This window comes from Microbulbifer maximicatervae (SeqCode), from assembly GCF_052468295.1.
The window spans coordinates 1,029,160-1,055,302 of record NZ_CP174340.1; the positions used below are offsets into that span (position 1 = coordinate 1,029,160).

The 26,143-nt window shown below is 53.5% G+C and carries 34 protein-coding genes and 3 tRNA genes; 18 read left to right on the forward strand and 19 right to left on the reverse strand.

Annotation, left to right across the window (positions count from 1 at the left end; translation table 11 throughout):
- The first annotated feature begins 50 nt into the window (after positions 1-50).
- From ACJJIQ_RS04865 to ACJJIQ_RS04915, 11 genes are all read left to right on the forward strand, one after another.
- Positions 51-1,724, forward strand: a complete 1,674-nt coding sequence (locus tag ACJJIQ_RS04865) for a glutamine--tRNA ligase/YqeY domain fusion protein (RefSeq protein ID WP_445363876.1) — start codon at positions 51-53, stop codon at positions 1,722-1,724.
- An 87-nt stretch (positions 1,725-1,811) separates the two neighbouring features.
- Positions 1,812-3,188 carry a cysteine--tRNA ligase gene (gene cysS / locus ACJJIQ_RS04870; protein ID WP_445363877.1) on the forward strand — a complete coding sequence of 459 codons (1,377 nt, stop codon included), beginning with the start codon at positions 1,812-1,814 and terminating at the stop codon, positions 3,186-3,188.
- A gap of 114 nt (positions 3,189-3,302) precedes the next feature.
- Positions 3,303-3,491, forward strand: a complete 189-nt coding sequence (locus ACJJIQ_RS04875) for a DUF3012 domain-containing protein (protein WP_108733723.1) — start codon at positions 3,303-3,305, stop codon at positions 3,489-3,491.
- A gap of 15 nt (positions 3,492-3,506) precedes the next feature.
- Positions 3,507-4,934, forward strand: coding sequence for a Wadjet anti-phage system protein JetA family protein (locus ACJJIQ_RS04880; RefSeq protein ID WP_445363878.1), 1,428 nt, complete (start codon positions 3,507-3,509; stop codon positions 4,932-4,934).
- Positions 4,927-5,691, forward strand: coding sequence for a DUF4194 domain-containing protein (locus tag ACJJIQ_RS04885; RefSeq protein WP_445363879.1), 765 nt, complete (start codon positions 4,927-4,929; stop codon positions 5,689-5,691). Before ACJJIQ_RS04880 ends, ACJJIQ_RS04885 begins: the two co-directional genes overlap by 8 nt.
- Before the next feature lie 154 nt (positions 5,692-5,845).
- On the forward strand, positions 5,846-9,493 hold the full coding sequence (locus ACJJIQ_RS04890) for an ATP-binding protein (protein WP_445363880.1): 3,648 nt from the start codon (positions 5,846-5,848) through the stop codon (positions 9,491-9,493).
- 42 nt (positions 9,494-9,535) lie between these two features.
- Entirely contained in the window at positions 9,536-10,738 is a 1,203-nt protein-coding gene (locus ACJJIQ_RS04895) for a Wadjet anti-phage system protein JetD domain-containing protein (protein ID WP_445363881.1), read from the forward strand.
- A gap of 168 nt (positions 10,739-10,906) precedes the next feature.
- Positions 10,907-11,368, forward strand: coding sequence for a 6TM ABC transporter family protein (locus tag ACJJIQ_RS04900; protein WP_444893400.1), 462 nt, complete (start codon positions 10,907-10,909; stop codon positions 11,366-11,368).
- Positions 11,369-11,499: 131 nt separating this feature from the next.
- Complete coding sequence (msrC, locus tag ACJJIQ_RS04905; protein WP_445363882.1) at positions 11,500-11,973, forward strand: free L-methionine (R)-S-oxide reductase MsrC; 474 nt, start codon at positions 11,500-11,502, stop codon at positions 11,971-11,973.
- Positions 11,973-12,719 (forward strand): spermidine synthase, encoded by a 747-nt coding sequence (locus ACJJIQ_RS04910; RefSeq protein WP_444911084.1) that lies wholly within the window; start codon positions 11,973-11,975, stop codon positions 12,717-12,719. The genes msrC and ACJJIQ_RS04910 overlap by 1 nt, the downstream gene beginning before the upstream one ends.
- Before the next feature lie 126 nt (positions 12,720-12,845).
- On the forward strand, positions 12,846-13,301 hold the full coding sequence (locus ACJJIQ_RS04915; RefSeq protein ID WP_282932198.1) for a hypothetical protein: 456 nt from the start codon (positions 12,846-12,848) through the stop codon (positions 13,299-13,301).
- A gap of 49 nt (positions 13,302-13,350) precedes the next feature.
- Here ACJJIQ_RS04915 and ACJJIQ_RS04920 read toward each other — a convergent pair whose 3' ends face one another.
- Genes ACJJIQ_RS04920 through folD form a run of 3 tightly spaced genes read right to left on the reverse strand, consistent with a single transcriptional unit; the run spans position 13,351 to position 15,918 of the window.
- Positions 13,351-14,367 carry a class I SAM-dependent methyltransferase gene (locus ACJJIQ_RS04920; protein ID WP_445363883.1) on the reverse strand — a complete coding sequence of 339 codons (1,017 nt, stop codon included), beginning with the start codon at positions 14,365-14,367 and terminating at the stop codon, positions 13,351-13,353.
- A gap of 8 nt (positions 14,368-14,375) precedes the next feature.
- Entirely contained in the window at positions 14,376-15,080 is a 705-nt protein-coding gene (rsuA, locus tag ACJJIQ_RS04925) for a 16S rRNA pseudouridine(516) synthase RsuA (RefSeq protein ID WP_445363884.1), read from the reverse strand.
- The gene (gene folD, locus ACJJIQ_RS04930) at positions 15,073-15,918 is read right to left on the reverse strand and encodes a bifunctional methylenetetrahydrofolate dehydrogenase/methenyltetrahydrofolate cyclohydrolase FolD (RefSeq protein ID WP_445363885.1); all 846 of its coding nucleotides are present in this window, start codon (positions 15,916-15,918) and stop codon (positions 15,073-15,075) included. The genes rsuA and folD overlap by 8 nt, the downstream gene beginning before the upstream one ends.
- 340 nt (positions 15,919-16,258) lie before the next feature.
- On the opposite strand from folD, the gene ACJJIQ_RS04935 reads away from it, so the two are divergent.
- The 4 genes from ACJJIQ_RS04935 to ACJJIQ_RS04950 all read left to right on the forward strand — a co-directional run bounded on the left by ACJJIQ_RS04935 (position 16,259) and on the right by ACJJIQ_RS04950 (position 17,599).
- Positions 16,259-16,335: transfer RNA gene (locus tag ACJJIQ_RS04935), tRNA-Pro, on the forward strand.
- Between the two features lie 18 nt (positions 16,336-16,353).
- Positions 16,354-16,430 (forward strand) — tRNA-Arg (locus ACJJIQ_RS04940).
- A gap of 115 nt (positions 16,431-16,545) precedes the next feature.
- Positions 16,546-16,621: transfer RNA gene (locus tag ACJJIQ_RS04945), tRNA-His, on the forward strand.
- 156 nt (positions 16,622-16,777) lie between these two features.
- The gene (locus ACJJIQ_RS04950; RefSeq protein WP_445363886.1) at positions 16,778-17,599 is read left to right on the forward strand and encodes a hypothetical protein; all 822 of its coding nucleotides are present in this window, start codon (positions 16,778-16,780) and stop codon (positions 17,597-17,599) included.
- Position 17,600: 1 nt separating this feature from the next.
- Here ACJJIQ_RS04950 and ACJJIQ_RS04955 read toward each other — a convergent pair whose 3' ends face one another.
- The 14 genes from ACJJIQ_RS04955 to ACJJIQ_RS05020 all read right to left on the reverse strand — a co-directional run bounded on the left by ACJJIQ_RS04955 (position 17,601) and on the right by ACJJIQ_RS05020 (position 23,624).
- Positions 17,601-18,635 (reverse strand): tyrosine-type recombinase/integrase, encoded by a 1,035-nt coding sequence (locus ACJJIQ_RS04955; RefSeq protein ID WP_445363887.1) that lies wholly within the window; start codon positions 18,633-18,635, stop codon positions 17,601-17,603.
- The gene (locus ACJJIQ_RS04960) at positions 18,635-18,874 is read right to left on the reverse strand and encodes a DUF4224 domain-containing protein (protein ID WP_445363888.1); all 240 of its coding nucleotides are present in this window, start codon (positions 18,872-18,874) and stop codon (positions 18,635-18,637) included. Before ACJJIQ_RS04960 ends, ACJJIQ_RS04955 begins: the two co-directional genes overlap by 1 nt.
- A gap of 15 nt (positions 18,875-18,889) precedes the next feature.
- Positions 18,890-19,804 carry a hypothetical protein gene (locus ACJJIQ_RS04965; RefSeq protein WP_445363889.1) on the reverse strand — a complete coding sequence of 305 codons (915 nt, stop codon included), beginning with the start codon at positions 19,802-19,804 and terminating at the stop codon, positions 18,890-18,892.
- A complete protein-coding gene (locus ACJJIQ_RS04970; RefSeq protein WP_445363153.1) occupies positions 19,801-20,073 on the reverse strand; it encodes a DUF7220 family protein in 273 nt (90 codons plus the stop codon). Before ACJJIQ_RS04970 ends, ACJJIQ_RS04965 begins: the two co-directional genes overlap by 4 nt.
- Positions 20,073-20,471 (reverse strand): dATP/dGTP pyrophosphohydrolase domain-containing protein, encoded by a 399-nt coding sequence (locus ACJJIQ_RS04975; RefSeq protein ID WP_445363890.1) that lies wholly within the window; start codon positions 20,469-20,471, stop codon positions 20,073-20,075. The genes ACJJIQ_RS04970 and ACJJIQ_RS04975 overlap by 1 nt, the downstream gene beginning before the upstream one ends.
- On the reverse strand, positions 20,468-20,914 hold the full coding sequence (locus tag ACJJIQ_RS04980) for a hypothetical protein (RefSeq protein WP_445363891.1): 447 nt from the start codon (positions 20,912-20,914) through the stop codon (positions 20,468-20,470). Before ACJJIQ_RS04980 ends, ACJJIQ_RS04975 begins: the two co-directional genes overlap by 4 nt.
- A 4-nt stretch (positions 20,915-20,918) precedes the next feature.
- A complete protein-coding gene (locus ACJJIQ_RS04985) occupies positions 20,919-21,074 on the reverse strand; it encodes a hypothetical protein (protein WP_445363892.1) in 156 nt (51 codons plus the stop codon).
- Positions 21,075-21,142: 68 nt separating this feature from the next.
- Positions 21,143-21,397 (reverse strand): hypothetical protein, encoded by a 255-nt coding sequence (locus tag ACJJIQ_RS04990; RefSeq protein ID WP_445363893.1) that lies wholly within the window; start codon positions 21,395-21,397, stop codon positions 21,143-21,145.
- Between the two features lie 90 nt (positions 21,398-21,487).
- Complete coding sequence (locus ACJJIQ_RS04995) at positions 21,488-22,171, reverse strand: hypothetical protein (RefSeq protein WP_445363894.1); 684 nt, start codon at positions 22,169-22,171, stop codon at positions 21,488-21,490.
- A gap of 31 nt (positions 22,172-22,202) precedes the next feature.
- Positions 22,203-22,490 (reverse strand): phage antirepressor KilAC domain-containing protein, encoded by a 288-nt coding sequence (locus ACJJIQ_RS05000; RefSeq protein ID WP_444919084.1) that lies wholly within the window; start codon positions 22,488-22,490, stop codon positions 22,203-22,205.
- Complete coding sequence (locus ACJJIQ_RS05005) at positions 22,487-22,645, reverse strand: hypothetical protein (RefSeq protein ID WP_445363895.1); 159 nt, start codon at positions 22,643-22,645, stop codon at positions 22,487-22,489. The genes ACJJIQ_RS05000 and ACJJIQ_RS05005 overlap by 4 nt, the downstream gene beginning before the upstream one ends.
- Before the next feature lie 165 nt (positions 22,646-22,810).
- The gene (locus tag ACJJIQ_RS05010; RefSeq protein WP_445363896.1) at positions 22,811-23,113 is read right to left on the reverse strand and encodes a DUF7673 family protein; all 303 of its coding nucleotides are present in this window, start codon (positions 23,111-23,113) and stop codon (positions 22,811-22,813) included.
- Positions 23,110-23,292 carry a hypothetical protein gene (locus ACJJIQ_RS05015; RefSeq protein WP_444914662.1) on the reverse strand — a complete coding sequence of 61 codons (183 nt, stop codon included), beginning with the start codon at positions 23,290-23,292 and terminating at the stop codon, positions 23,110-23,112. The genes ACJJIQ_RS05010 and ACJJIQ_RS05015 overlap by 4 nt, the downstream gene beginning before the upstream one ends.
- Positions 23,289-23,624 carry a response regulator transcription factor gene (locus ACJJIQ_RS05020; protein WP_445363897.1) on the reverse strand — a complete coding sequence of 112 codons (336 nt, stop codon included), beginning with the start codon at positions 23,622-23,624 and terminating at the stop codon, positions 23,289-23,291. The genes ACJJIQ_RS05015 and ACJJIQ_RS05020 overlap by 4 nt, the downstream gene beginning before the upstream one ends.
- Before the next feature lie 147 nt (positions 23,625-23,771).
- Between ACJJIQ_RS05020 and ACJJIQ_RS05025 the strand changes: the two genes are divergently transcribed.
- Entirely contained in the window at positions 23,772-24,233 is a 462-nt protein-coding gene (locus ACJJIQ_RS05025; RefSeq protein ID WP_444914660.1) for a hypothetical protein, read from the forward strand.
- A gap of 51 nt (positions 24,234-24,284) precedes the next feature.
- Here the strand turns inward: ACJJIQ_RS05025 and ACJJIQ_RS05030 are convergent, their stop codons facing one another.
- Positions 24,285-25,142 (reverse strand): type II toxin-antitoxin system RelB family anti-toxin, encoded by an 858-nt coding sequence (locus tag ACJJIQ_RS05030; protein WP_445363898.1) that lies wholly within the window; start codon positions 25,140-25,142, stop codon positions 24,285-24,287.
- A 112-nt stretch (positions 25,143-25,254) separates the two neighbouring features.
- On the opposite strand from ACJJIQ_RS05030, the gene ACJJIQ_RS05035 reads away from it, so the two are divergent.
- Positions 25,255-25,524 (forward strand): helix-turn-helix transcriptional regulator, encoded by a 270-nt coding sequence (locus ACJJIQ_RS05035; protein WP_445363899.1) that lies wholly within the window; start codon positions 25,255-25,257, stop codon positions 25,522-25,524.
- A gap of 137 nt (positions 25,525-25,661) precedes the next feature.
- Positions 25,662-25,883, forward strand: a complete 222-nt coding sequence (locus ACJJIQ_RS05040) for a hypothetical protein (protein WP_445363900.1) — start codon at positions 25,662-25,664, stop codon at positions 25,881-25,883.
- Here the strand turns inward: ACJJIQ_RS05040 and ACJJIQ_RS05045 are convergent.
- Positions 25,861-26,067: a hypothetical protein gene (locus ACJJIQ_RS05045; protein WP_445363901.1), complete on the reverse strand. Its 207-nt coding sequence runs from the start codon at positions 26,065-26,067 to the stop codon at positions 25,861-25,863. The two genes, ACJJIQ_RS05040 and ACJJIQ_RS05045, sit on opposite strands and share 23 nt — an antisense overlap.
- Between the last annotated feature and the right edge of the window lie 76 nt (positions 26,068-26,143).

Genomic DNA, 26,143 nt, shown 5'->3' on the forward strand with positions numbered 1-26,143 from the left:
GGTTATAATTCGCCGTTTACGTTCGCACAGCTGTAAATTAAGAGAATCCTATGACATCCGAGAGCAAGCCAGCTCACTTTTTACAGAACCTTATCCGTGAAGATCTGACTGAGGGCCGGGTTACGCAGATCGCGACCCGCTTCCCGCCGGAGCCCAACGGCTACCTGCATATTGGCCACGCCAAGTCCATCTGTCTGAATTTTGGTCTGGCGCAGGAATTCGGTGGCACCTGTAATTTACGCTTTGACGACACCAACCCGGCCAAGGAAGAGGAAGAGTTTGTCGATGCGATTAAGCGCGATGTCTCCTGGCTCGGTTTTGAGTGGAATGGCGAGGCGAAGTACTCCTCGGATAATTTTGATCAATTGTACGAGTGGGCGCTGCACCTGATTAAAGATGGCAAGGCCTACGTTTGCGACCTGTCCGCAGAAGAAGCTCGTCACTATCGTGGCACGCTGAAAGAGCCGGGTAAAAACAGCCCCTTCCGCGATCGCTCTGTCGAGGAAAACCTGGCGCTGTTTGAAAAGATGCGCAACGGTGAAATGGAAGAGGGCCAGTGCAGCTTGCGCGCCAAGATCGATATGGCCGCACCGAATATCAACCTGCGCGACCCGATCATCTACCGCATCAAAAAGATGGCCCACCACCAGACCGGTGATAAGTGGTGCATTTACCCCAGCTACGATTTCGCTCACGGACAGTGTGATGCGATTGAGGGTATCAGCCACTCCATCTGTACCCTGGAGTTTGAGGATCACAAGCCGCTGTACGACTGGCTGATCGAGAACCTGCCGGTGCCTTCGCGCCCGCGTCAGTACGAATTTGCACGCCTGCACCTCAACTACACCGTGGTGTCCAAGCGCAAGCTCAAGCAACTGGTAGACGAAGGCCATGTAGACGGCTGGGATGATCCCCGCATGCCGACCCTGTCCGGTATGCGCCGTCGCGGCTTTACCCCGGCTTCCATTCGCAACTTCTGCGAGATGATCGGTGTAACCCGCTCCGATTCCGTTGTCGATGTGGGTATGCTGGAATACAGCATTCGCGACGATCTGGATAAAAATGCACCGCGCGCCATGTGCGTGATGGAGCCTTTGAAGGTTACCCTGAAAAATTACCCGGAAGGCCAGGAAGAGATGCTGTCAGCACCTGGCCACCCGGTGCGCGATGATCTGCCGACCCGTGAACTTCCTTTTGGCCGCACTCTCTATATTGAGAAAGAGGATTTCCGCGAAGAGGCCAACAAGAAGTACAAGCGTCTGGTACTGGGCAAAAAAGTTCGCCTGCGCAACGCCTATGTGATCTTTGCTGAAGAAGTCGTGAAGAACGATGCCGGTGAAATTGTTGAGGTGATCTGCTCGGTTGATCTGGACACCCTGGGCAAAGACCCGGCCGATGGCGTTAAGCCAAAGGGCGTTATTCACTGGGTATCTGCGGACAACAATGTCGATTGCGAAGTGCGCCTCTACGATCGCCTGTTTAACGATGCGGCGCCGGATGCCGGCGGTAAGAACTTCCTCGACTGCGTAAACCCGGACAACCTGCAAATCCTAAAAGGCTGTAAGGCGGAAATCGGCCTGGCCAAAGCGGAGCCGGAGCAGGGCTACCAGTTCGAGCGCAACGGCTACTTCTGTCGCGACAGCAAGTACGGCAGCGCAGAAGCGCCGGTGTTTAACCGCACCATTGGCCTGCGCGACAGCTGGGCCAAAGAGCAAAACAAATAGCAAAGCGGAGAGCTGCCCGAGCGGCAGTTTTCGCGGCTGGGTCAATGACTGGCCCAGCCACACAGCAAAAAGAATTCGAGAGAAAAGATGTCTCTACAAGTCTACAACACGTTTTCCGGGAAGAAAGAACCCTTCGTACCATTGGTGGAAGATCAGGTGCGCATGTATGTGTGTGGCCCCACCGTGTACAACCGCGTGCATATTGGCAATGCCCGCCCTGTGGTGGTGTTCGACACCCTGTACCGGATACTGAAAAGAAATTTCAGCGATGTGATTTACGCGCGCAATATCACCGATATTGAAGACAAAATCATGAAGACCGCGCGGGATAACGGCGAGGAAATCGGCGTGCTGTCAGCGCGCTATGCCCAGGCTTACTACGAGGATATGGCCGCGCTCAATAACTTGGAGCCGGATATTGTCCCCTACGCCACCCAGCACTTGCCGGAAATGATCGCGATGATCGAAAGCCTGCTGGAGAAAGGTCACGCCTACGCCGCCGAAGGCCATGTGCTGTTCGCCGTGGAATCCATGCAGGAGTACGGTCAGCTGTCCAAGCGCTCCCTCGACGATATGCTCGCCGGTGCGCGGGTGGAAGTAGCGCCTTACAAAAAGTACGCCGGCGACTTCGTATTGTGGAAGCCGTCCACCGATGACGAGCCCGGCTGGGACAGCCCCTGGGGCCGTGGGCGCCCGGGTTGGCACTTGGAGTGCTCGGCCATGATCAAGAAGCACCTGGGTGACACTATCGATATTCACGGCGGCGGTCGCGACCTGACCTTCCCCCACCATGAGAACGAGCGCGCCCAGAGCTGCTGCGCCAACGGTGTGGACTTTGTGCGCTACTGGATGCACAACGGCTACGTGAATATCAATGGCGAAAAGATGTCCAAATCCCTGGGCAACTTCCGCATGGTCAAAGACCTGCTCAGCCAATACCCCGGTGAAGTGCTGCGTTTTGCACTGCTGTCTGCCCACTACCGCTCAGAGCTGAATTTCAGTGCTGATTTGCTGGATCAGGCATGGCGCACCCTGGATACTCTCTATGGCGCACTGCGTGAAACGGAAGCGGTTGAGGCTGAAGCGGCAGATCTTAACGACACCGCCTTTATCAAGGCGTTGGAAGACGATCTGAATACGCCGATCGCCATCAGCGAGTTGCACCAGATTGCCCGCGACCTGAACAAAGCCGATGAGGCCGATAAAGCACGCCTGAAAGGTTTGCTGCTGGCCGCTGCAGATATGCTGGGCATTCTCCAGCAAGACCCGGAAGCCTGGTTCAAACAGGCCCGTGGTGGCGATGAGGGTATTTCTGCCGAAGAAGTTGAAGCACTGATCGAAGAGCGCGCACAGAGTAAGAAGAACCGTGACTTTGCCCGCGCCGATGAGATTCGCGAAGAGTTAAAATCCAAAGGTGTGGTGCTTGAGGATAGCCGCGAAGGGACCAAGTGGCGCCGCGAATAGCGCGGTCCCTCCCCGAGACACGGATAGACTTGAGACACCGATAGATTTTCCCCGGTTTGGCATATTGCGGTCGCCAGGGAAGTGAAATTCGAATTTCATTTGTAGAAGCGAACCATGAAAAAAGTATTTGTCCTGACCAGCGCTGTTATCGCCCTTATCGCACTGACCGGCTGTGAGCCCAAACGGGGTTCCGATGCCTGGTGCGAGAAAATGGATGGCATTCCCAAAGGGCAGTGGACTTTTGACGATACCCGCGACTACACAAAATATTGTGTCTTCAATCAAAAGCCGGAAGAGGAATAAGCGGGCCTATAGTCGTTGTTCTTCGTCGATTCCTACCAGCACTTCTTCCGCCCGCTGACCGGTAAATACCGCGAGCAGGTGGTTGAGTGCTTGCGTCTTTTGTATGAGCGTCTGTACACCGCCAAGGCTGACTACGGTGAGTCTCTGCTGCGCGAACAGATTCTGGAAATTTTTGCCGAGGCCCTGACCCGCGCGCCCCAACTCGACAGCGAGGACGGCGTGCAGGACCCTGAGGGCCGCTTCCGCAACCTGCGCGATCAGGCCGTCTGGGTACTGAACAGCCTGGTGGAGTTCGGTTGGCTGGAGAAGCAGGTGGACAGCGCCACGCTCACCGCCACCTATCCGTTTAGCCGCCGGGGCCGCCTTTTTACTCAGCCGCTGGTTGAAGTGAACGGCACCCGTGTGCGCACCCGCCACCGCAATACCCGCAACACCTTAAATGCCCTGGAAGCCTTTGCCAGCCGAGGTGAAATCCACGACTTGATCGATGCCTGGGAATACTGCGAGCGTATCGTGGCGGATTTCACCGATATGATCGCCGAGCTGGAAGAGCGCAAGCGGGAAATGGTGCGGGAAGTAGAGGCCCAATTGCTGGTGCAGCAGGCCACCGATGAGTTTTTCTCCTTTATGGAGAGCCGCTTCCAGCCGGACCTGGCTATCCGACTGTCTGCGGACAGCGTGGAAAAACACCGCGATTCCATCAACCGGGTAATTGACTGCATTCGCCGCAAGGAGGATATGCAGAAAGCGGAGTGGGAGAAGCGCCTGCGCCAGCTGCTGCCGGAATTGATGCAGCCGGGCCACTCCCTGTTGTGGCTGATGCTCGATACCATCGAGGACCGTATGCGCCGCGCCTGCGAGGTAAAACTGCCCGCCTTGCGCCGCGCGCTACAGGGTTTTACCAAGCGCGCGGATATTATTATTCGCCAGCTCAGTTACCTGCACAGCCAGGCCGAGGGCGAGTTTGCCGACCTGTGCCAGCGCCTCGGCGAGAGCCAGCAAAAAACACAAATTCTCGAACAGCTGGGCGAACAGCTGGGCGGTTTCCAGCTGCGCCTGTTTGACCCCAAGCAAACCCAGCTGTGGCAGCGCAACCGCCGCCAGCCGGTGAATACCCGGGTCGAAGATGAAACCCCCATCGGTGAAGAAAACCGCCGCGAGATCGAGCTGCAACAATTGCTCGACCAGGCGTTTAATTTCAACAACAGTAACCTGCGCGATTATCTGAGTGATGCCCTTGGCACCGGCCGCCAGATCAACAGCCGCAACCTGCCATTGCGCGATGCGCGTGATCTGCTCGCTATGAGCCATGTGATCGAAGCGGCGGCGGTGAACCAGAGCGGCGCCGCCGACTTGCAGGTGAAATTTACCGGTGAAATCGCCAGCAATGACTATTTCACCGAATTTGACGAATATATCCTGGAGTTGAAAAACAGTGATTGAACAGGCTTTGGAAGAGGCCCTGGCGCAGTGTCGCCTGAACCGCAGCGAATTTTCCGAGCTGTTGGTGCGCCTGTTGGATTACGGCGTTATCTGCCGGGATGAAAGCGTTATCGAAACCACCCTTTACGATCGCTTCCAGCGCTGCGAGCAGCTGGTGCGCGAGTGGTTGGCCCCGCTGGGATTGCGTTTGCAGCACGACAGCCGTTTCCAGTTTATCCGCGTGTATCCGCCCGGCGCCGAAGTGCCGGGTCTGCCGGATCAGGAAGAGCCGCACCACGGCGGCTTCCGCGCCCGTCTCAGCCAACAGGAAGTGGCCGCGATTCTCGCCCTGCGCGTGGAATACGATAAAGCGCTGCGGGAAGGGCAGGTGGATGAGAGTGGTTGCGCCGCGCTATCGATGGAAGCCCTGGAACTGGGCATGCGCAACCTGCTGAAAATGTCCCTGCCGGATAAGCACGCCGAGCGTAAAAATCTGTTGAAGAAATTGCGCCAGTTGCGCCTGGTGCAGTTCAGCAGCGAAGAAGTGGAGACCAGTGCGGAAGTCTGGTTACGCGTGCGCCCGACCATCGCCCACTTTGTCAGCGAGTCGGTATTGCACCAGCTGGTCGACAGCGAAGTTCCGCCCGCAGTGGAGAGCGGGGCCACTCAAGCTGATGAAATTGATGAGGCTGAAGAAGCGGAACAAGAGCAAGCGCTCGAACGCATCACTCCAGAAGTCGAAGATAACAGCCTGTTTGAGAGTGAAGCCGCTTCCTAGTTGAAAATAGAGGCCGCAGTAGCGGCTATAAAAAATCAAAACATTCGACCGCCCGGGCTTGCGTAAATCACGCCCGGGAGCCTCGGAGAGGGGTGTCGGCTTCCCGCCTGCAAAAAGTCCCTGCTTTTGAAAAGACCGTTTTTTTGAAAAGACTATGTTCCTAAAAAAACTGATCCTGATTAACTGGGGCAATATCCCGCAGTTGGAATATGATTTCGGCCCGATCAACCTGTTTTCCGGTGGCAACGGTTCCGGTAAAACTACGGCGGCCGATGCTATCCAAACATTGATGACTGCCGCCCACGATACCCTGTTTACCTTTAACCCCGGGCAGGATGAAACTACCCAGCGCGGGCGCGGCGGTAAACAGGTGCGGACGCTAGCTTCCTATGTACTGGGTTGTGACGACGGCAGTTACGCTCGTGTAGAGCCCACCGACTGTTACATCGCCGGTATTTTTCATCCCACCAGTGGTGAAGACGATGCTGAGCCTTTTACCGCAGTGATGGGGATTCGCGCGCACCTGGATAACAGCAGCAAACCTGCCCAGGCTCGCCAAAGTGATTTGCGCTTTTTCGTATTCCCCGGCGAACAGTTGGTGATGGGGGATTTTGTCCGGGATTACACCGATGGCAAACACCTGCTGCCGCTGGATAAGTTCAACCAGGTCCTAAGCAAGCAGTTCGAAAAAGTAGAGCAGTACGACAAGAAAAAGGCCTACCTGCGCCGCCTTTACGGTGCCCTGCGCGGACGCCGCGATGCGGTCTCCGATCGCGAGGCCATGCACGCTGCGCGCACCTTCGCCAATTTTATGGCCTACAAGCCAGTAAAAAGCATCAATGATTTTGTCGCCCAGGAAGTGTTGGAAAAACGCGATCTGGGTGATGCCATCCGCTCCGTCTCGGAGCTGATGAAAACCATTCACAGTATGGAACAGGAAGCCCGTCAGATTGTAGAGCGGGTAAGTTCCCTGGAGGCTATCGCCCAGTCGGTAGAGCTCTACCGGGAGCAGTGGTTGCTGTTGCGGGTGCAGGAATATTTGTGCGCACGCCACCGCCAGCAGCGGGTACAAAAGAGTTATCTGAGCGGCAAGAACGATCAGAAAAAACTGCGCAGCGATCTGGACAACAATGAGCGCGAAGTGCGCGTCGCCTCCGAACGCGTCGAGCAGCTCAATGGTCAGCTGGTAGAGCTTCAAGCCCAGCGCCTGGGTATCGATGCGCTGCGCAATAAGGACGAACTGGAACAGCGCATTAACAATGCCCTGAGCCTTCTGTCCCAGCAGCACACCCCCATGTCTGCCGAAGAGGCCTGCTGGCGCGAGAACCGCGAGGCCGCTGAAGAATTATTAAACCTGCTCAACTCCACCTCCGCCGAGCTGGAAATTCCCGCCTTCGCCGATAAGGCACTGGTGCAGGCGATCAAGCAGGTAGCCCGCGAGGAAGACCTGCCGGATTTGCACAAGTTGCTGGGCAAGGACTGGATCGATCTGGCCGCACTGGAGCCACTGCGCGAGCGTGCCGCCAGCAGTGAGGCCCTACAGAACCGCCTCTTCGACCTGCTAGATAGCAGTGGTAAAGCTGGCGCCAGTGATGAGGTTTCCCCCAAAGAGCAGATTGCCCAGCAGGCCTCCCGCTGGGAGCAAAAAGTGCAGCAACTGCAAAAGCAGCTGCGCACCCAGGAGAGCCGCATTCAGCATCTCCAGGCTAACCGCGTGCGCTACCCCCAATCGGTGGAAGTGGCCCTGGCCGCAATTCGCGAGCAGTGCCCAGAGGCGGAGCCCCGCGTCCTGTGTGATTATGTGGAAGTGCTGGATGAGCGCTGGCAGATGGCGATTGAAGGCTATTTGGGCGGCGCGCGCTTCTCGATTATTGTGGAGCCGGAACACGAGGCCCGCGCGATTCGCATCGTGCGCAGCCTGCCCGGGCGCAACAACCGCGCCCGCGTGATACAGGGAGATAAAGCCCGCCGCGATGCGGAGCGCCTGGATATGCCGGCGGGCTCTATTATCGAACTGATGGAGTTCACCCATAAAACTGCCGAGCACTATCTGCGCGCCTCTTACGGTGCAGTGGTTCAGGTGGAGGATGAACACGAGCTGCGCGGCACCCGCCGGGGCCTGACTGCCGACGGTATGGCCAGTGGCAACTACAGCATGTGGCGCTGTGATATGGACGATGCCGAGCTGGTGTTCGGCCAGGGCGCCCGCGCTCGCGCACTGGCGGCGCAACAGCGCGCTATGGAGCAGTTGCTGGAAGAGGCCGCCCACGTCAACGAGCGCCACCAGCTCTACCGCCGAGTCACCAACGCGGTGCGCGGACTGGCGAATATCAAGCTGTTGTCCATTGTGGATTCCGCCCTGGCGGCACAGCGGGAATGGCGCAGCGCCGAGCGGGCTCTGGAAAACCTGGACCTGAAGGACTTCGAGCAGTTCGAGCAGCAGGTCGATGAACTCAAGGCCCAGCTCAAAGATCAGCAAAAGCAGCTGTCGGACCTCCAACGCAAGCATGGCTCTCTGGAGACCAAGCTAAGAAGCAACGAAAAACTCTTATACGCGCTGTCTGGCGAGCTGGAATCCCTGGACGATGCCGCCAGTGACAGCGAGGAAATGGTAAGGCGTATTACCGCCATCGATCCGACTTTTGATGCCGAGCAAGTGCTGGTTACTGCCGACGAGCAGGTAGAGCGCGCTGCCGACAGCTTCGACTTCTCAGCGGATATCGAAAGTTGGCAGGGACAGCTGGAGAAATACAGCCGCCAGCTCGATCGCGCGGTGATGGAGTACAACGCCACCTGTGCCAGCGTCGATACCCTGGTGTTTGAGCCCGACTTGAGTGGCGGCCACAAAGATGGTTTGTTCAAGTTGATCAGCGGTCTCGGCGATCAGGTAGAGACCCTGCGCAACCGCCTGAAGAACAACCTGCTGGTGGAGCGCCACGATCAATTGCTGGGATTGAAGAAATCCTTTAACACCACTTTTGTAACCCACTTGTGCCACGCTATTTACCAGTCCATTAACGATGGTAAGCGCGTGTTGGATGATCTGAACAAAGAGCTGGAACACCACCGCTTTGGCGCCGACCGCGAGCGCTTCCGTTTCGACTACCAGTGGGTGGCGGAATTTAAGGAGTACTGGAGCTTCTTTAAGGCGGTAATTGAACTGCCGAATCTGGGTGAAGAGCAGAGCCTGTTCGACACGGACTTGGCACCCAAGCACCGCAAGGTGCGGGATCGCTTGTTGAGTATGCTGCTGAGTGAAGACGAGCAGGTAGCGCGGCGCGAGCTGGATCGAATCAGCGACTATCGCAACTACCGCAGCTATGAGATCTATAAGGAACCGGAGGGCAAGGAGCCGATTGCGCTCAGCCAGTACGGCACCGGTTCCGGCGGCCAGCTGGAAACGCCGGCTTATATTATCCGCTCTGCAGCGGTCACTTCGGCTTTCCGCTTTGGTGAGAGTGGCAGCCATTTGCAGATGGTGCTGGTGGATGAGGCCTTCTCCAAAATGGATGAGTCCCGCTCCAAGGAAGTGATCCGTTACCTGACTGAAACCCTGGGGCTACAGCTGCTGTTCATTATGCCCAGCAGTAAATCGGGGCCTTTTATGGACCTGATCTCGAATCAGTTTGTATTCAGCAAGTGCCCCAGTGCCAAGCCTATCGGCCAGCTGAATACCCGGGTGTATGTCGATCGCAAGGTCTGCAACCAGGAGCGTATCGCCGAACTCTGGGCCAACCACCGCCGCACGATTCGCCAACAGGCATCGCTGGATTTTATGGACCTGGTAGAAGTAGAGGGATAGGTATTTTCGGGGGAAACCCCTCCATTGGCAGGGAGGCAACCGATGGAAAAGACATTACCCTATTGGGTAGAGGAAAACCCGCTGTTAATCGGCATCCTGAATTTTATTCTGGATCGGCGGGACAGCCAGCTGGAACGCGGCAAGGAAGCCCGCATTAGTTTCAGGCTGGATTTGCGCGCTGGCAGTAAACGCTGGTTGGAAGTGTTGGAGCCCCTCAGGGACCCCGATCAAGACGAGCAGGAGCTGTGGAATGAATTGCAGCATTTTGCGCGGGAATACCAGTGTTTTACGGTAAAACCGAATCCGAAAAGGCGGCCGGGTATTGCCGAGTGGCAGGGGGCCCAATTGATTTTTCGGGATGCCAGCGAGGAACAGCTGCGCCTGTGGCTCAATCGCCCATCCCCCACAGTTCGCCAATCCGCCTGGACCAGCCTGCTGGAACCCTATGTCGATCGCTTTGAAAATCCCTCTGCTTTTCCCCTTGAAGGCTTGGAACTCCAACCGGGGTTTGATTCCGTCGAAGAAATTATTGCTTGCTGGGTGTCTGTCGGCAAAGAGCTGATCTTTGCCGATAAAATTTCCTGGCGACAATTAGCCGCGCGCTGCTTTAAAGGGGATTCCAAATACCTGGAATTACCCAGCCGTCAATCTCTGGTGCGCAATCTCTATCCTGACCTGAGCCGTAAAATCCAGGAGCGCCAGCTTTTACTCCACGCCTACCTGCCCAAGCAATTTGAGCAGGTCATTTTTATCGAAAACCAGGACACTTTTATTAGCCTGGCGGAGCTGCAACCCAGTCGTGCAGCGCTGGTTTATAGTGAGGGCTACCAGGGCGGCGCAGAACGGATTCGCAATGGGGAGAGGGTACGCTTCAGCACTATTAATGTGGTTAGTGAAAATATCCGGCAGCAATTCCTTAGCTGGTGGCACGATGGGGAGTCCCGAACGGTTCCAACATTTTTCTGGGGGGATCTGGACTATGAAGGATTGCGGATTGCCGCAGCGCTGAGAAAGAGCTTTCCCGACTTGCAGTGCTGGCGCCCGGGCTACGATCTGTTACTGCATTTTCTGCGCACGGGAAAAGCCCATGCTCCAGAGCAGGCGGAAAAGGTGGGGCAAAAGCTGGTGCAAGCGATTGGTTGCCAATATGCAGATAGCACTCTGCTGCCAGCAATTTCAGACAGCAATCGCTATGTGGATCAGGAGGCTGTTGAGATTGGGGAGCTGGCTGGGACATTAGTATGAATATGTCGCTATCCGATAAATTTTAATTGTTCGTTTTTATGGAATGGTGACTATTAAGGCGTCGGCGGGCGTTTGAACTTGTTTTTTATGCGCAATTTCTCGGAAGATAGAAAAAATATGCTGTAAAAATGCCCCTCAGAATAACAAGTGCAGTTTCCGGAGTTTGCTATGCGTCAGTTTTCCATCCTGGTCATTTTTGCGTTGGCCTTTGGCGGCGCCGCCGTGATGTACGAAAAGGAAAGCCGTAAAGTAAAAGGCGTGTTGACCCAGATTACTGAACTTCAGGCGCAGATGGGTGATTTACAGGCGGAGATCAACCGCCTGAACAGTGAGTTGGAAACCGTGAAGCTTGCGGAACGCCGCCGCCCTAATCTCAGTGCTATGGCCAACCGCATTCGCCGCGAAGGTAGCGGCAACTCCGCACAAGTTGCGCCCAAGCCAAAAGTGGAAGACCGCTTCGAAAAGTCGCGCAACCTGATGCAATCAGACGTTACCAGCGCGCCGCCGGCTATCCAGTCGAACACTCGTAGCAACAATGATGAAAGCGAGTGGTCTCGCCCAACTGTAGATGCCGATGAGTATCGCGGTGAGACCGGTGAAGAACCCGCAGTGGTCGATCCCTACCAGTAATTTTGCACTCTGCATATTGATTCCCTCGCCAAAGCCCGCAAAATACCTGCCTCCCGCAGGATACTGTTTTGCGGGTTTGCCAGTTTTAGCTGACACGATTTGAAATTATAAGTGGGCAAGGGGCGCTAGGTATGTCGCTGAACAAGTTTTACACCACCTTAAATGGGCAGCTGGAAGGATTGCTTTCTGGAGAGCGAGACTGGCTGGCCAACACCGCCAATGCCAGTGCGCTGTTGTTTATGGAGTTGGAAGATATCAACTGGGCCGGTTTCTATTTCCTCTACGGTGATGAATTGCGTTTGGGGCCCTTCCAGGGCAAGCCTGCCTGTACCCGGATTCCAGTGGGCGCCGGTGTTTGCGGTACTGCTGTTTCGACCGGTGAATCCCAATTGGTAGAGGATGTGCATCAGTTCCCCGGCCATATCGCCTGCGATGCCGTGTCGGCCTCAGAGGTGGTGGTGCCACTGTATGATGACGCGGGTCGTTGCCTGGGAGTGCTGGATATCGATAGCCCCAGTGTGGCGCGCTTTAGCGAGGAAGACCTGGCGGGCCTACAGGAATTTGCCCGGGTATTGCTCAAGTCCTCAGACCTCCCGGCGAGCTGATGGCGCTGCTTTGGCAAAAGCAGGTTGACGACACTTGTTACCAGGTGCGCAACCATGGCGCCAGTGTGCGCCTCTACAGCAACGGGGTTTTCCACTCTCAGTGGAATTCCCGCGATCCGCTCAAAGGCTCCCTTTGGGAGTTATTGCTGCTACCGGCATTTTTCCTCCCTGAAGAGCGCTTGAATTCGGTGTTGGTACTCGGCGTCGGTGGTGGTGCACTGATTCGCCTTTTGCAGGCGTTCACCTCCGCTAAGCGTATTGTCGGCGTAGATTTGGACCCGGTGCACCTGGATATTGCCCGTCGCTTCTTTGGCGTGCGCGATGTTGAACTGGTGTGTGCGGATGCCTGTGACTTTGTACGCGACCACTTAAAGCGACCCTCTCACAGCACTTTCGACCTGGTAATCGACGACTTATTTGGGCACTGCGACGGCGTAGCGCAGCGAGCGGTACCCGCCGATAAGTCCTGGTGCTCCAGCCTGATGCGCCTGCTTCATAAGGATGGCGTGCTGGTCAGCAACTTCGGGGATAGGCCCGAGCTACAAAACAGCGCCTGGCGCGACAAAGCTATGCGCGAGCGACTCGACGGTGCCTGGATGGCCTATATGCCCCAGTACGAGAATCACATCCTGGCAGTGAGCAGAGGAACTCTGCGCAAAGGTGAGTTGGCGGCCAGGGCCCCAGAAAAGATCAATCCCGCCAACCCCAACCGGCGCCTGGATTTCCGCATGAGCCAGCTTCGCTGATCTCGACAGCCCCCACAGAGGCCGGCTTCAAAAATCCCTGTCACTTTAATAGTGATATTCATTGGCGCCCTTTGTCACCTCGTGACTATACTCAAGGTGAGCGAAGTGTTCTGCCGGGATCGATTGATGCGGTACAAAACTGTTGAGGAAGTGATTCAGGAAGGAAGGGATTTTCATGCCAAGTTGGCGCTGCAATACGAAGAGTATGAGCAGCTTGCCACCAATGAACGGGTCGAGTTGCTGCTGGATCAGCTGCGACGACGGGAAGATTCCATGAAGCATTCATTGGAAAACTTCCATGCAGACCTGCCCCCTGGAGCCCTACATACCTGGGTGCAATTTGCCCCGGAAGGGCGAGAGAAAGAATTTTTGCAGCGCTTGCGCGGCATTGATATTGAAGACTTGGAGCAGATTGCCAAGTTGGCCATGGATATCGAGATCTACCTGGCCGATCAATATCGGGATCTTGCCCAGGGTGCTGAAACTCCATCAGCCAGGGATGCGTTCGAGCGGTTGCGACAACTCGAAGAGTTGGAAGAGCATACGCTGTCGATGAACTTATTTAATTTGCGTGATTACTAGCCTTTAATCCTGTTTCCAGGCGACTGCTGCCGGTCTGCGCCCCCAGCTCTTAGGGGCGCAGTCGGTATACGCAAAATCCTTGCTCTTTGGTGATTAAATCCACCTGGGAAAAATAGCGGGGCCCTTTTTTCGCCAGGGGAATAAATTCATTCACCACAAAAATCGCAGCGCCGGAATCTTTGAGAATCCGCGCACTCTGTTGCAGAAAGCGATCGGTCAAATCTCCCTCCACCTGAAAGCCCTGGTGGAAAGGTGGGTTGCACAGCACCAGATCGGCGATTTCACTCTCCAGTTCAGAGCCTGCATCAGAGGGCACAACGATGCCTTCGATTCCCTGTTCGGTAAAATTCTTGCGGCAGGCCAATAGAGCAGCGGCGTTATTATCCGTAGCGGTAAAATGATATTTACCCAAAGCGGCTAATTGCATACTCAGGTAGCCATAACCACAACCGAGATCAACAATACGAGAACCGTCCTGTGGCAACTCAGTCGTTAATTGCTGGGCGAGGAGAGTACTGCCTTTATCGATTTTGTTCCAGCCGAACAATCCCGGCTTGGAGTAGAGGTCTCCAAGCTCGGGCAGCTTCTGTAATTGGGCGTACTGAAGCTCACTGACTGGATTGCCGGTGTCCTCGTGAGCGACAACATTACTGCTCAGGTAGTCGTTGCCGTTTTTTTGCAAGTGCTTGGCGGTACCCAGGCGCTCGGCCACTTTGGCGGCGTAGCTTTTGATTCCGCTTTGCTTTTCACCCAGCAGAACCAACTCGCCACCTTCACCGAGGAAGTGGGGTGCGCAATCAATAATATGGTGAACTACGGCCTTCTCTTTCGAAACGGCGTAGACAATACGGCGGTATTTGCGGTCCAGTTCTTCAAAGTGGAAATCATTGAAGAAGCTCCGCTTCACCGTATTTTCGGCGAGTTCGGCAATATCCCAGCGGTTACTGATTAAATCCCCGGCAAAATGAAACCCCTCCTGATGTAAGAGGGGCTTGCTGTTTTCATCGGCGATCCACAGGGTTTCCTCTGGGGCCTGGATAAGTTCCTGATGTAGAAGGGCTGACATATCTTTTTTTAATTGATAGAGGCAATTTCTTCAGGGGTCAGGAGGCGGTAATCACCTTCCTGAAGTTCTTCATCCAAGATGATTTCGCCGATCTTTTCCCGGTGCAACTCCAGTACCTTGTTGCCCAGGGCCGCAAACATACGCTTCACCTGGTGATAGCGCCCTTCACCGATGGTGATGCGCACTTCGTTGGCAAAGAGGATCTCCAGCTTGGCGGGCTTGGTTCTCTTCTTTTCGTTATTGAGCCAGACACCCTTGGCAAGCTTGGCCACGGCATCTTCCTCAATTTTCTCGGCCAACAGAGCGTAGTAGGTCTTGTCGCAATGGTGGTTGGGGGAGGTCACTTTGTGGGACCACTGGCCGTCATCGGTAAGCAGCACCAGGCCGGTGGTATCAATATCCAGGCGCCCGGCAATATGCAGCTTTTCCTTGTTAGGCTCATCAATCAGGTCCAGCACCGTTGGGTGCTCGCCATCTTTGGTGGCACTGACATAGCCCAGGGGCTTGTTCAACATAATGTAGCGGGGCCCCGGCTCGTGCAGGGGCTCACCATCCAGGCACAACTCATCACTGACTTGTATTTTGGTGGCCGCATTGGTGACCACCTCACCATTGACGGTAATGCGCCCCGCCCAGGCCGCGCGCTTTACATCAGTGCGGGAGAGGTCGGTGACCTGGCTGACCGCTTTATCCAGACGAATCAGGTTAGCCAATTTTACGCTCACCGGAATCGACAGATTGATAAATCAGGGTATTGATGGTCATGGGACCAACGCCACCGGGTACCGGGGTGTAAGCGGCAGCGCGCTCAGCCAGCGGGCCCAGCTCGATATCGCCGACACCGCCGGGGTGGTAACCGGCATCCACAACTACAGCGCCATCCTTAATCCACTCGGCCTTGATAAACTCAGGCTTGCCCACAGCGCCCACTACAATATCGGCGCGGCGGATATGCTCGGCCAGGTCTTGGGTGCGGGAGTGGCAGATAGTCACGGTGGCATTGGCATTCAACAACATGGCCGCCATCGGCTTACCCAAAATGGGGCTGCGACCCACAACTACGGCGTGCTTGCCTTTCAATTCAATATTGTAGGCTTCCAGCAGGCGCATAATTCCTTTAGGAGTCGCGCAGCCATAGGCCTCTTCACCCATTGCCATACGGCCAAAGCCCAGGCAGGTTACACCGTCTACATCTTTCTCCAGGCTGATCGCATCAAAACAAGCGCGCTCATCGATCTGCGCCGGTACCGGGTGCTGGAGCAGAATGCCGTGGACGTTGGGGTTGGTGTTGAGTTCTTCGATCTTAGCGAGCAGCTGCTCAGTGGTGGTGGAGGAGGGCAGTTCCACCTGGAGGGAGTCCATGCCGATTCGGCGGCAGGCATTGCCCTTCATCTTTACGTAAGTGGCGGAGGCGGGGTCATCACCTACCAGAATGGTCGCCAGGATTGGCGTTTGGCCACCACTCTTTTCCTTTAGTACGGCTACCCGAGCCGAGAGTTCCTCTTCAGTTTTCTGTGCCAGGGCCTTGCCGTCCAGAACCAGTGCAGACATAGATACTATCTCTAACAGTAAAAAATCGATGGCTAATAGACCGGAATCTGCTTCAGCACCTACTTTATATAGAAGGGCGGAAGCCGGCGATTTTTAAAAACGCTTACTTTTTATCCGGTCGGATTCGCGAAGTGCGCCATTTTCGCACAGGTTGGAAATAATTTCGCCACTTCTGGGCCCAGATAGGCAAAAGGATAAACTTCTTTAAAAATAATAGCTTAGAAGCGTTGACATGGGCCGGGGGTATCATTACTATGCACGCACTTCGCAGCTACAGCGACTTACACAACCACCTACGGGGCGGTTAACAGGGTCAAAGAGGTGCGAATGATTGGAAAAACGGGGCATAGCGCAGTCTGGTAGCGCGCCTGCTTTGGGAGCAGGATGTCGGGGGTTCGAATCCCTCTGCCCCGACCAATTTTCCGGGTTCACCTTGCGCCCGTAGCTCAGCTGGATAGAGCATCCGCCTTCTAAGCGGATGGTCGCAGGTTCGAGTCCTGCCGGGCGTGCCATCTTTACAAGATGGTGCTGGTTTGGCAAAAAGGACTTAGTCTGAAGCCAGATTGGCTGCAAGAGGTATCCGGCAATCAGTACTGCCACAAGGTGCTGAAGTATATCACTTTTATGGTGGCCGTAGCTCAGTTGGTAGAGCACAGGATTGTGGCTCCTGAGGTCGCGGGTTCGATCCCCGTCGGCCACCCCAGATTCTTCCTTGTTTTTCAAGGACTTAAAACCTCGCCTAGTGCGGGGTTTTTTCGTTTTTGGCTCCAGTGTGGTAATTTGGTGTGGTAATTTTGTCCTCAATCTAGGTTGAGGTTCCATATTATTCATGAGTTAGAGCATAAGGATTTGTGGCTACATGGGTGCTGAATTAGAGAAAGTTAAAAGAGTTTTGGCGGAGGCGCCTAATTACTTTCAGCTTGAAGAAAGATCCAAGGAAATAGAGGAGCTGCTATCTGAAGATAGCGAATCAGATGTAGAGCGAGGTCTCTCAGATTATAGAAAGTGGAAAGCTCAATTATCGGAAACTCATCAAGTCCTGAATTGCCTCCCTGAGCTGTTTGAGGGGTTCTCGGGATCTCATGTGGTGGGTTCACCATGGAAGCCGCTCATGACTGAGCGGGATGCAAAGATGCGGGGTATAGAGGTATTTTTGACGAGAATCGAGGCGCGTATAAAGGACCTTGAAGATTTGAGGCGCGGCAAACTAGAGTGGGAGCAGGCTGACTTAACGAAGCGTTCAGTGCATGCTGCTGAACTTGCAAATACAATTGCTGCTGTTAATTCGGAGGCGGCGAAAGTGAGTGCAAGTGCAGCCAAGCAAAGTGCCCAAGTTGCAAGGCATGGATTCAGGCTTACAAAAAAGATGTTCTGGGCGGCAGTTTTTTCAGCCTTGGTAGCTGTTGGTGCGCTCATAGGACAGATCTATTCCCAAAATAAAGATATTTCTGTAAATCTAAACTCCCCTGTGGCTTTACAGCCAGTCACTCTCTCTGATGAATCAATAAGTAACCTAACTCACTCAATTGCAGTTGAGTTATCTAAAATGAAAGATGAGCAGGTCACTTTATCACCTGAATCAATCGAAGACTTGAGAGCTGTACTGAGACTTGAGCTTGAAAGAGATGCTCATATTGAAGTTGTAGAAACCAAAGAGAATGTAGAGCAAAAGGCAAACTAAATTATTTGCCTTTCTTAGGGCGCTTCCGGTCTAGGCTGACAACTTTATCCGCTGTTCGATTATATCGCTCTGCCATCGAGCGGGTTTTGTGTCCGGTAAATTTCTGCACATCGCCGTCAAAATCACTGGCGGCTTTAATTTTCAAATCGTGAAACCGAAACCGCTCCTTAATAACTCCTGCCTCCAAGGCGGCTCGCTGTTCTCTTAACCAAGTAGCATTAAAGCCCATGCGGGTGAAAGGTCGCCCGGTACGGCTGCGAATAATATGAGCTGTTTGAATTTGTGCTTCAATGTTGCTCGCAAGTGCGCGCTCAACCGCTTCCCTGAGTGCTGGGCTCCAGAGTTTTATCTGCGCTTTTCCGGTCTTGCTTTGAACAATTAGCAGGCCATCTTCTTTCATGTCTGTTCGGGTGAGGGCGAGTACATCCTGCTGCCTGGCTGCACACAAATAGCTAATCTCCATAGCGCACTGATGCATAATATGGCCGCGATCGCCAAGCCACTGCCAAAAGGCTTCATACTCCCAGTCTTCCAAATAGCGACCGCCTGCTTTTTCCTTGAGTGCTTTAACTACAACTGTAGGGTCTTCAATTTTTACAAACCCTCTGGCTTTGCCCCATTTCATCACAATGCCTAGAAAGGTTTTTTCTCGGTTTGCTGCGGTAGGGTGTTCTGCTCCTCGGGCATCAATGAACATCTGAACCAGTGGTGAGGTGATAGCATCGGGCGCCATTTCCCCAAACACTGCCAAGATACGCAGGCTATAGCGATGGTAGTCTTTTTGCGTCTGCGGTTTGATGTGTTTGGTGTATTGAGGTGATGCAAAATACAGCTCAATAAGGTCTTTAAGGGTGAACTCCTTCTCTACCAACCCGGCCAGGTAGCGTTCGTAAGCAGTCCAAACTTCTGCCTTACTGGCATCAAGTTTTGCCAGATGCTTGGTTGGGTAGCCTCTTCGATTCACTCGAAAACCATTCTTGTACCGCTCTACATTTGGCGGCATCCAAGTATTTTCCGGGTTTCGTCTTCTGCCCATTAGCCAGCTGCTCCAAGGTTAAAGCCTGCAGGTAAGCTTATATCTGAGGTGTTGAGTTTAGACGCCCCTCGGGATAGGGTTGCCTGATTGACCATTTCCCAGGTTAGCGCGGGTGAGCCGTCCTTGCGTCGCACGTAGGGGATTCGGTTGGCATCAAGAATACGCTTTTGCTCTTCGATATTATCAGCGCCGGCACCGGTCAGGCGGCCTATCTCTGTTTTAGTGAGTAGCTTACTCATGGCAATCCTTACCTTCTAGCTCTGCACTAGGGCAAACCCCTGGCCATTGCGTTTGAGTGTGCCCGCCTGTTGCAGGGCGTCGAAAACGGGTTTAACGGTTCCGTGCCTAAGGCGCATATCGTTGATGATGTTGCGCATTACGGGCTTGCGGCCGAACTCTCCGGCGCGGATTCGCTGGGCGAGTTGCTGTTGTTCTTCGTTCAAGTGGGCGGTGTGTAACGGTTGTGTTTCAGCCGTTTCAGACTGTTGCAACGGTGCAGTGGCGCGTTTCGCAACTGTTGCAGCAGCGTTAAACGCGAGCAACGCGACTAGCCCTACGATGTCTGTGATGATCGCCAGGGCGAGGAAGCCGATATGCTGAATCTTTGCCGGGTCTGCGTTGAGGGTGCTCGCCAAGCTGCTGAAGGCGCTGTGCGTGCTGGGTGTTTGTTCAATGGTGGATAGCTTTTCTATGAGCTGCGTGCGCTCAGCCTCCATTGTGGATAACTGTGCGGCGGTATTAATGGCGCGTTGGCGGTAGCCGTTGTTGGCGTCGGTGGTGACCAAGCCGTTTAGGGTGTTGATCTGCTGTTGCAAACTGTTTATCTGCTGTTGCAACGCTTGGTATTCCTGGCTGTTACGGGTGCTGCGCTGTTGCTGTTCGTCGCTGTGAGTGGCGAGGAATCCGACCGTTGCAACAATGCTGATTACTACCAGCAGGGGCCAAAGGCAGAGTAGGGCATAGCCGCTCTTTTGCCCTTGGCTGCACAACCAGAGGCCCAGCGGGGCGAAGCTGAACTTGCACAGCTCCAGCGCCACTGCCGTAGCACCGGCCACCACCTGCCCGCCGAGACCTGCGGGCATGGATATCCACAGCTGCACGGTAAATGCGAGGCTGGTGCCGCAGAAGATTAGGGCGGCGATGCCGGTGAGGGATTGCCAGAGTTTCACCTGCTCGCCCCCTTGGTTTCTGAGTGATGCAGGCTTTGAGCTAGTCGGGTGGCTGCTTCTTTCAGGCGAGCATTAAACCAGCGGCGCACTACATAGCCGCGTGCGACGCTGATAACGGTGAAAAAAGCAACTACTCCGAATTGCTGTCCGTAGTTGTACTCAATTCCGGTTAGTAGGGCGGCTAGAGGCCATGCAATGAAAGTAACCAGAAAGCCGATTACGGTATTGATGCAAGTTTCAATCAATGAACCGAGCTTTGACTGCTCCATCACGCAGCCTCTTCCGTAGAGCGGTTATGCTCAATTGCTCTATCTTTGGGGGCGTTGCGCCAGTCAGGCCAGCTGCGGCCCTCGTTCTTTTCTTGTTTGGCCGTCAACGCTGCCGCTATTTGCTCTGGTGTGTATCCGGCACGCCACGCACCGTCGAAGGATAAAAGGGCCAAGTCAATCCACTCGCTAAGGTCTTGTGGATTGTTTCTTACCTCGATAATTTCTTTGCTTATATGATCCAAAATGCCTTCAACTCGGGGGCCTGGACCGAAGGTATTTTTGGAGAACTCACGCTGACGGTGCAAGTGTGATACTAAATTGAGCTCTGATGCCCGTTCGTTGGTTGCCTTCTTCTTTGGTGTATTTGGGTCAACTTTTGTCTCTGCTGTCATGTTCATGCTGCTCTCCCTTTTTCCTGTTTACTATTCGGTAGAATCTCTGCCTGCCAGCCGTGGTCTGTGTAGTGGTTGGGGTTGGCTTTGTTTTTGATGGTGTCCAGTTCTGGGCGCACGAATTCGGCTAGGTCATTGAGGCGGACGCCGTAGGCTTCGAACTCGGTCGAGTCTTTATAGAAATCGCCTTCAGGGATTTTGCACTCAACAAATACCGTTACCATCCAGTGGTGTTGCCAGTTCAATATTTCATGTTGGTAATCAGCGCGGGCGATATCGCCTACGGCGCCGCGTTGGCGGCGGTGGGTGATCTTTAAAATAGGATCGCCATCGGTATCCAGGCCGGTACTGCTGCGCGCGGTGAGGATTAAACCGGGTAGCCAGCGGTTTACTCGGCGGGCGTGCAGGGCGCGTTGGCTCATGGGCTTGCGGGGTTTACGCTTGGGCATGAGCTTAGCTCCACTTGGCTCGTTTTCGCCGAGCTTTCTGGCTGAGTTTATTTTGCTTGCCGGTAAATTCGTTCTGGGTCGGCGTGGCAATTAATTTATCCGTCCAGTTGGCTGCTACGATGTGGGCTAAAGCTGATAGCGGTGATCTGAAAATAAGCATAATTTCCTCCGTGTTTTTCTACCCACTTAGCCCGCACGGGGCGGGCTTAGAAAGTTATTGGCTGTGGGTCAGGCGGCGTTTGGTTCTGGGTGAGGGCACTCTTGGGGTTTGTCCTTGGTGATTTTTTTATCGTCGATACGATAAATTTTTGCGGTGTCGGTTTTCTTGTCGAAGATCTGGGCCCAGTGTGTGAACAGCTCCTGCTGGGAAATGCGCTCTACCTCTTGGTAGGCTTCTTCTTCAGTGGCGTAGGAGCGTTTGAAATCTTTGATGCCACCCATCATTAAGTTGTAGGTGCCAGTGAATAGTGCGAATCTTTTCATGGAGTTCTCCAATTAATTAAAATTGGGCTCCGTACCGGCAGCCCTAACGGTTACAGCTGACTGATGCGCCTGGGGCGCGGATGAAAGTTATTAATCGTAATCGAGGTAAATAGAATCGCCGTAGATTTCATCTATATCGGTAATCAAAGTTCTGCGGGCATATAGCTTGAATAGTTCACCGGGAAGCCCGTAATTAAGTGTGTGGGCCTGCACTCCTCTTCTAAAGTTTTTGCCATCCTCTCGGATAATCGAGATGTAGTGATGCTCTTCATCGCGGTCCTTATAAAGTGAAATCTCAATATTATTGAATGAATATTCACCGTGGAGGATTTTCACTCTTGTAAAATATTCGGATCGCTCCCACTCTAGTCTTATTTCTTCATGCCCTTCACTAAGGTGCTCCTCTTGCCATTCCTTTTTAATGAGTTCTAAAAACTCTTCAGATGTTATTGCAGCCGGAACGGGTTGGAGAGCTTTATCTAATAGTGGTTTTAAATGTGCGCCTGCTTGCTCATCTAGAGCTTTGATGTACAGCTCACCGATCATGTCGGTAATATATTTGTTGTACTCGGGCAGGGTTATTTGGTTTGTGCAGATAGAGATTTTATCTTCAATAGCCTTTTTCAAAGACTGACCAAAATCACTATATTCGCGAAGCACTGAATCCAAAATTCCAACAATGGTAGCTTCAACTTTTGAGTCGATAGACTTTTCCAGTTTTCCGCTGTCGATGTACTTACCAAGACTTTCAGTGACGAGTTGCTGTAGTTCCATTTTTCAATCCTTTGCTTTTATTTGTGGGTGATTAACTAGCTTCGGGTACGGTTTGTTTTTCGATAAGGTCGCGCATCCAGACCATGCCGTTGGAGGTGACCTTGGTGTTGATGTAAGGCACTGCCACTGGGCCGCGTTTGTATTCAGCGTTTTGTGCAACGAGCAGGCCCTGTGTGGTGGCCCACTTTGTGGGGGAGTTGCGCATGGGTTCTTGGCTGTGTAATAAGCCGTTGTTCCGCATGAGTTTCATTAAATTGTTTCTGCCCATTCCCAATAGGCGGGCGGCTTGGGTGACGGTGAAGGTTTTTTCCTTTCTCACGCTGCCTCCTGATTTTCTTTTTGTGGGGCTTGGCCTTGGATGGCTTCGGAAAGTGTGGCGACTTGTTCGCGCATACTTTTCATTTCAACTTCTTGCAGCTTCACCTTGGCCAGCAGCTCTTCGTACAGCTCTAAAATTCGGGTGAATTCATTCATGGCCGGTCCCCGTTTTTTTGAACTTCCTTTCTCTACCGATGGCGGGTTCCCAGTATCGGCAGGGTTGGCAATTCCAGCCGCGTAATTGCAATTGCCCATTAAATACAGGCCCTGCTGGCTTGCCACAGTGAGGGCAGGGCATTTGCGGTAGCGGCTGGGCTTGGTTCACGCGGCTTCCTTCCTCTGGGTTTCCAGGTGGTTCCAGTCGCGGTAGAGGGCGTGGAATTTTTTCTCACCATCCGCAATGACGTTTTCAGGTGATCTGCCGTGGTAGCGCAGGTTGATCACGTTGATGGCATGCCAGAAGTTGTCGCCGTCGAGCAATGAGAGCTCCGCAATGGGGAGCGAAAAGTCGTGGCTATTCCAGGCGGAAAGCAAAACCAGTGCGGCAACTTTGCTGGCTCCAGAATTTCCATTGGCGACGGTGAGCAGGGTATCCACGCTGTGAGCTGGGTTGTTCTGGTTCATGCGGCATCACCTCCAAACGGTGGCCAGTTGTTATTTACTGGCTTTGCGGTGGTGGGTTTTGGCTGCACTAGGCGGGTGCCAATTTTGTGGACGGCGTTGGCAATATCGATGCGGCGCTTGAGGCGGTCGATATTGTTTTTACTCATCGCCGTGGGGTGTACAAACACGGTGGCGGTCATGCGATTCCCTCCCGGTTGTTTCGGATGGTTTGTGAGGTGAGGCGGCGTTGGAATCGGGTGCGTAGCTGTTCTTGCTCTGCGCCAATTCCGCTGACAATCGTGGCGATCAGGACGAACTGGATTAATCCGTGTTTTATGGCTTTGGCCACGGCGTCGGTGCTGTTGCGGGCGTGCAGTTTGTAGAAGCACTCGGCGAGCAGGTTGCTGACGTTCGTCACTGAGCACTGCATAGCCTGGGCGGTTTCCCGGTTTGAGAGCCCTCGGGCGCGATGTGTTAGCGCTTCCGCTTGGCGTGGTGCCAGGGGTATTAGGTGGCTTGTGGCGGTGTCCATGTTGGGTGCCCTATCCGTGGTGTTGATGATAAATATAGATAAACCGGTCTTCTAAAACAATAGGTATTCCTATATTTTTGTATGAGGTTGAATTCAGGTTCGCGGTTGATATGCTCGGAGTGCGTTTATCCATGGAGGAAAACAACAATGAAAACGCTAGGTTATGGAGTGGCAGCGGCTTTGGTGGTGGGTCTCGGGGGATGTGCGATGACCTATGAGGCGCCAGAGGTTAAGAATGAGCCGTTCGCTACGGAACACTTATCGAGCAAATCTGAGATTCTGAAGCAGGCTGAGCGGGCTCTGCTTTTGGAAGGGTTTCAGATCCAGTCCTCTGACCCAGAGTCTGGTTATATCTCTACTTCACTGAAGAACTGGAAGCTCACACCGGAACAGGCCAGCTGTGGTACTACTATGGGCATCGATTATCTGAAAGATAATCGGACCAAAACAGAAGTGGCCTTTAATGTTGTTGTAAATGATCGGGAAGTGATTATTCGCTCAAATATCCAGGGTGAGTACAAGCCAGGAGCGGCTACGCAGGATATTACGTTGACTTGTGTGTCCCTTGGTGTGATTGAGGCTGATATGGCAGAGAAGATACTTTTCTAGGAACTGTATCGGATTAGAAGAAGCCCGCATTTGCGGGCTTTTTTGTGCGAGTTATTCGGGGCTGTAAGAGCCAATGATTACACCGCAAAAGGATACGTTCTTGCCGGTGATATCCATCGGTGCGTAGGTTGGGTTGATTGGGCGTAAATAGATATGCCCCATATCTTCGGCGTAGGTTTTAAAAGTGGCTTCACCGTTTAATTTTGCAATGACCCTGCAACCATTGATCAACGGTTTATCAGGGTCCACAAAAACAATAGTTCCCTCTGGGTAGCTCTTTTGACCTGGGTAGGGGCTGGTCATACTGTCGCCTTGAACACGTAAAGCGAAAGTGCGATCAGAGTGGTTAGAGGGGCACGGTATCCAGTCTTCAGCATCGCCCGGTTCAAACAGGTCAATCGACTCGCAAAAAGCCCCGGCTTGAACCCAGCTGATCAAGGGTACGCGCCCTTGTATACGTGGGCCTGGTATTACATTGCTGCCCGTTTCCTCTGTTGTCTTGTCGTAATCCAGGACCCCAATAGGCAGCCCTAAGCCGCTCTCTATCGCTCTGGCCACCCTGCTATTGATGGCTCGGTTTTCATTAATGGCGAAGTGAATGTGGCTCTCAACGTCAGGAAGCTTTTGCTTTAGTTCTTCCAGCCCGTGCTCTTCCACAAGTGATTCCAGATTTTTGTGCCGAACCTCATTGATGAGAGGTTTTCGCATGGGGCCTTTACCCGTAGCGAGCCACAAAGCGTTAACGCCAAGGTATTCGGCTATTTGGGTGGTATAGCGCGTACCGTAGGACTTTCCGCGCTCAAGATCGGAGTACGAAGGTTGAGAGATGCCTACGGCTTCAACAACTTGCTTTTGTGTCTTACCTGCGTGTTTGCGGGCCTCTTTGAGCCTGTCCTTTAGGTCGGTCACTGATGAGTTCCGTAAGGTTTTTTAGTTGATTTGTATGTTATAGGGCGGCCTATATCACTCAAAATCGGATTACCGGTTGACGTCAGTATAGGCAGACCGATATTCTGCGGGCATGAATAGAAAAGATCCGGTTGAAGAAGCTGTCAGAAAACTGATTAAGCACTTTGGAAGCCAGAAAGCGGCAGCTAAGGCCCTGCGTATCAGTCAGCCCACCATAAGTAACCTACTAAATGGAAATCATGGTGCGTCGGCAGAATTGGCTCTGCGCGCGGAGCTGGTGGCAGGAGGGGTGGTTCGGGCTGTGGATCTTTGCCCGAAACTGGCTCGGTTGTTTGAAGCTGCTGATCAGCAAGCCATGCCAGAAGTTCAGCAGGCAAGTTAAGGCCGTGCGGGTTCGTTTCAGAAACCAGAATAACGATCATTTTCAATTCCCCATTTTATTGTCCTGCCATTCTGCGGTTTTTGATGACCGGGATTAATTCATTGCGGTACATGGGGATTTATACAGGAGAGGGAAAAGTGGATAAGCAAGTCGAGAAGACTGTAGATTCTGAACAGGGTAAAGCGCTGGTGACTGGTAGCTCAGCAGGGCTTCACCTAGAAAAGCCTGACCCGAATATTTATCTAACGAAGAAAGAAATATTCGATCAGGCCCTGGGGCTCGCCTATCAGAATGGGGGGTGTGTTGATGATTGGGTCGACTCCATCAAGAACGCGATTAGCTCTGTGAACTCTGATTAGCTTCCGCCTGGCGTTTCGATTTAGCCCGTGAACTCGCGTTGTAAACGGATTCAAAAATTACCTGAAAGGCCTTAGCTGAAGTTTCAACATCACCTTCAAACGATTTTGAGGTGCTTTCTCCGTTGCGCTGGAGGCAGGCAATTAGGATGTCAGCGGCAATGCGTTCATTTGAATCATTTTTCATAGCAAATCTCCGTTGCTGTTAGTTTTGGCGAACTCAGCATAACGGGAAACCCGTCACCTGGGTAGTGGTGAGGCGG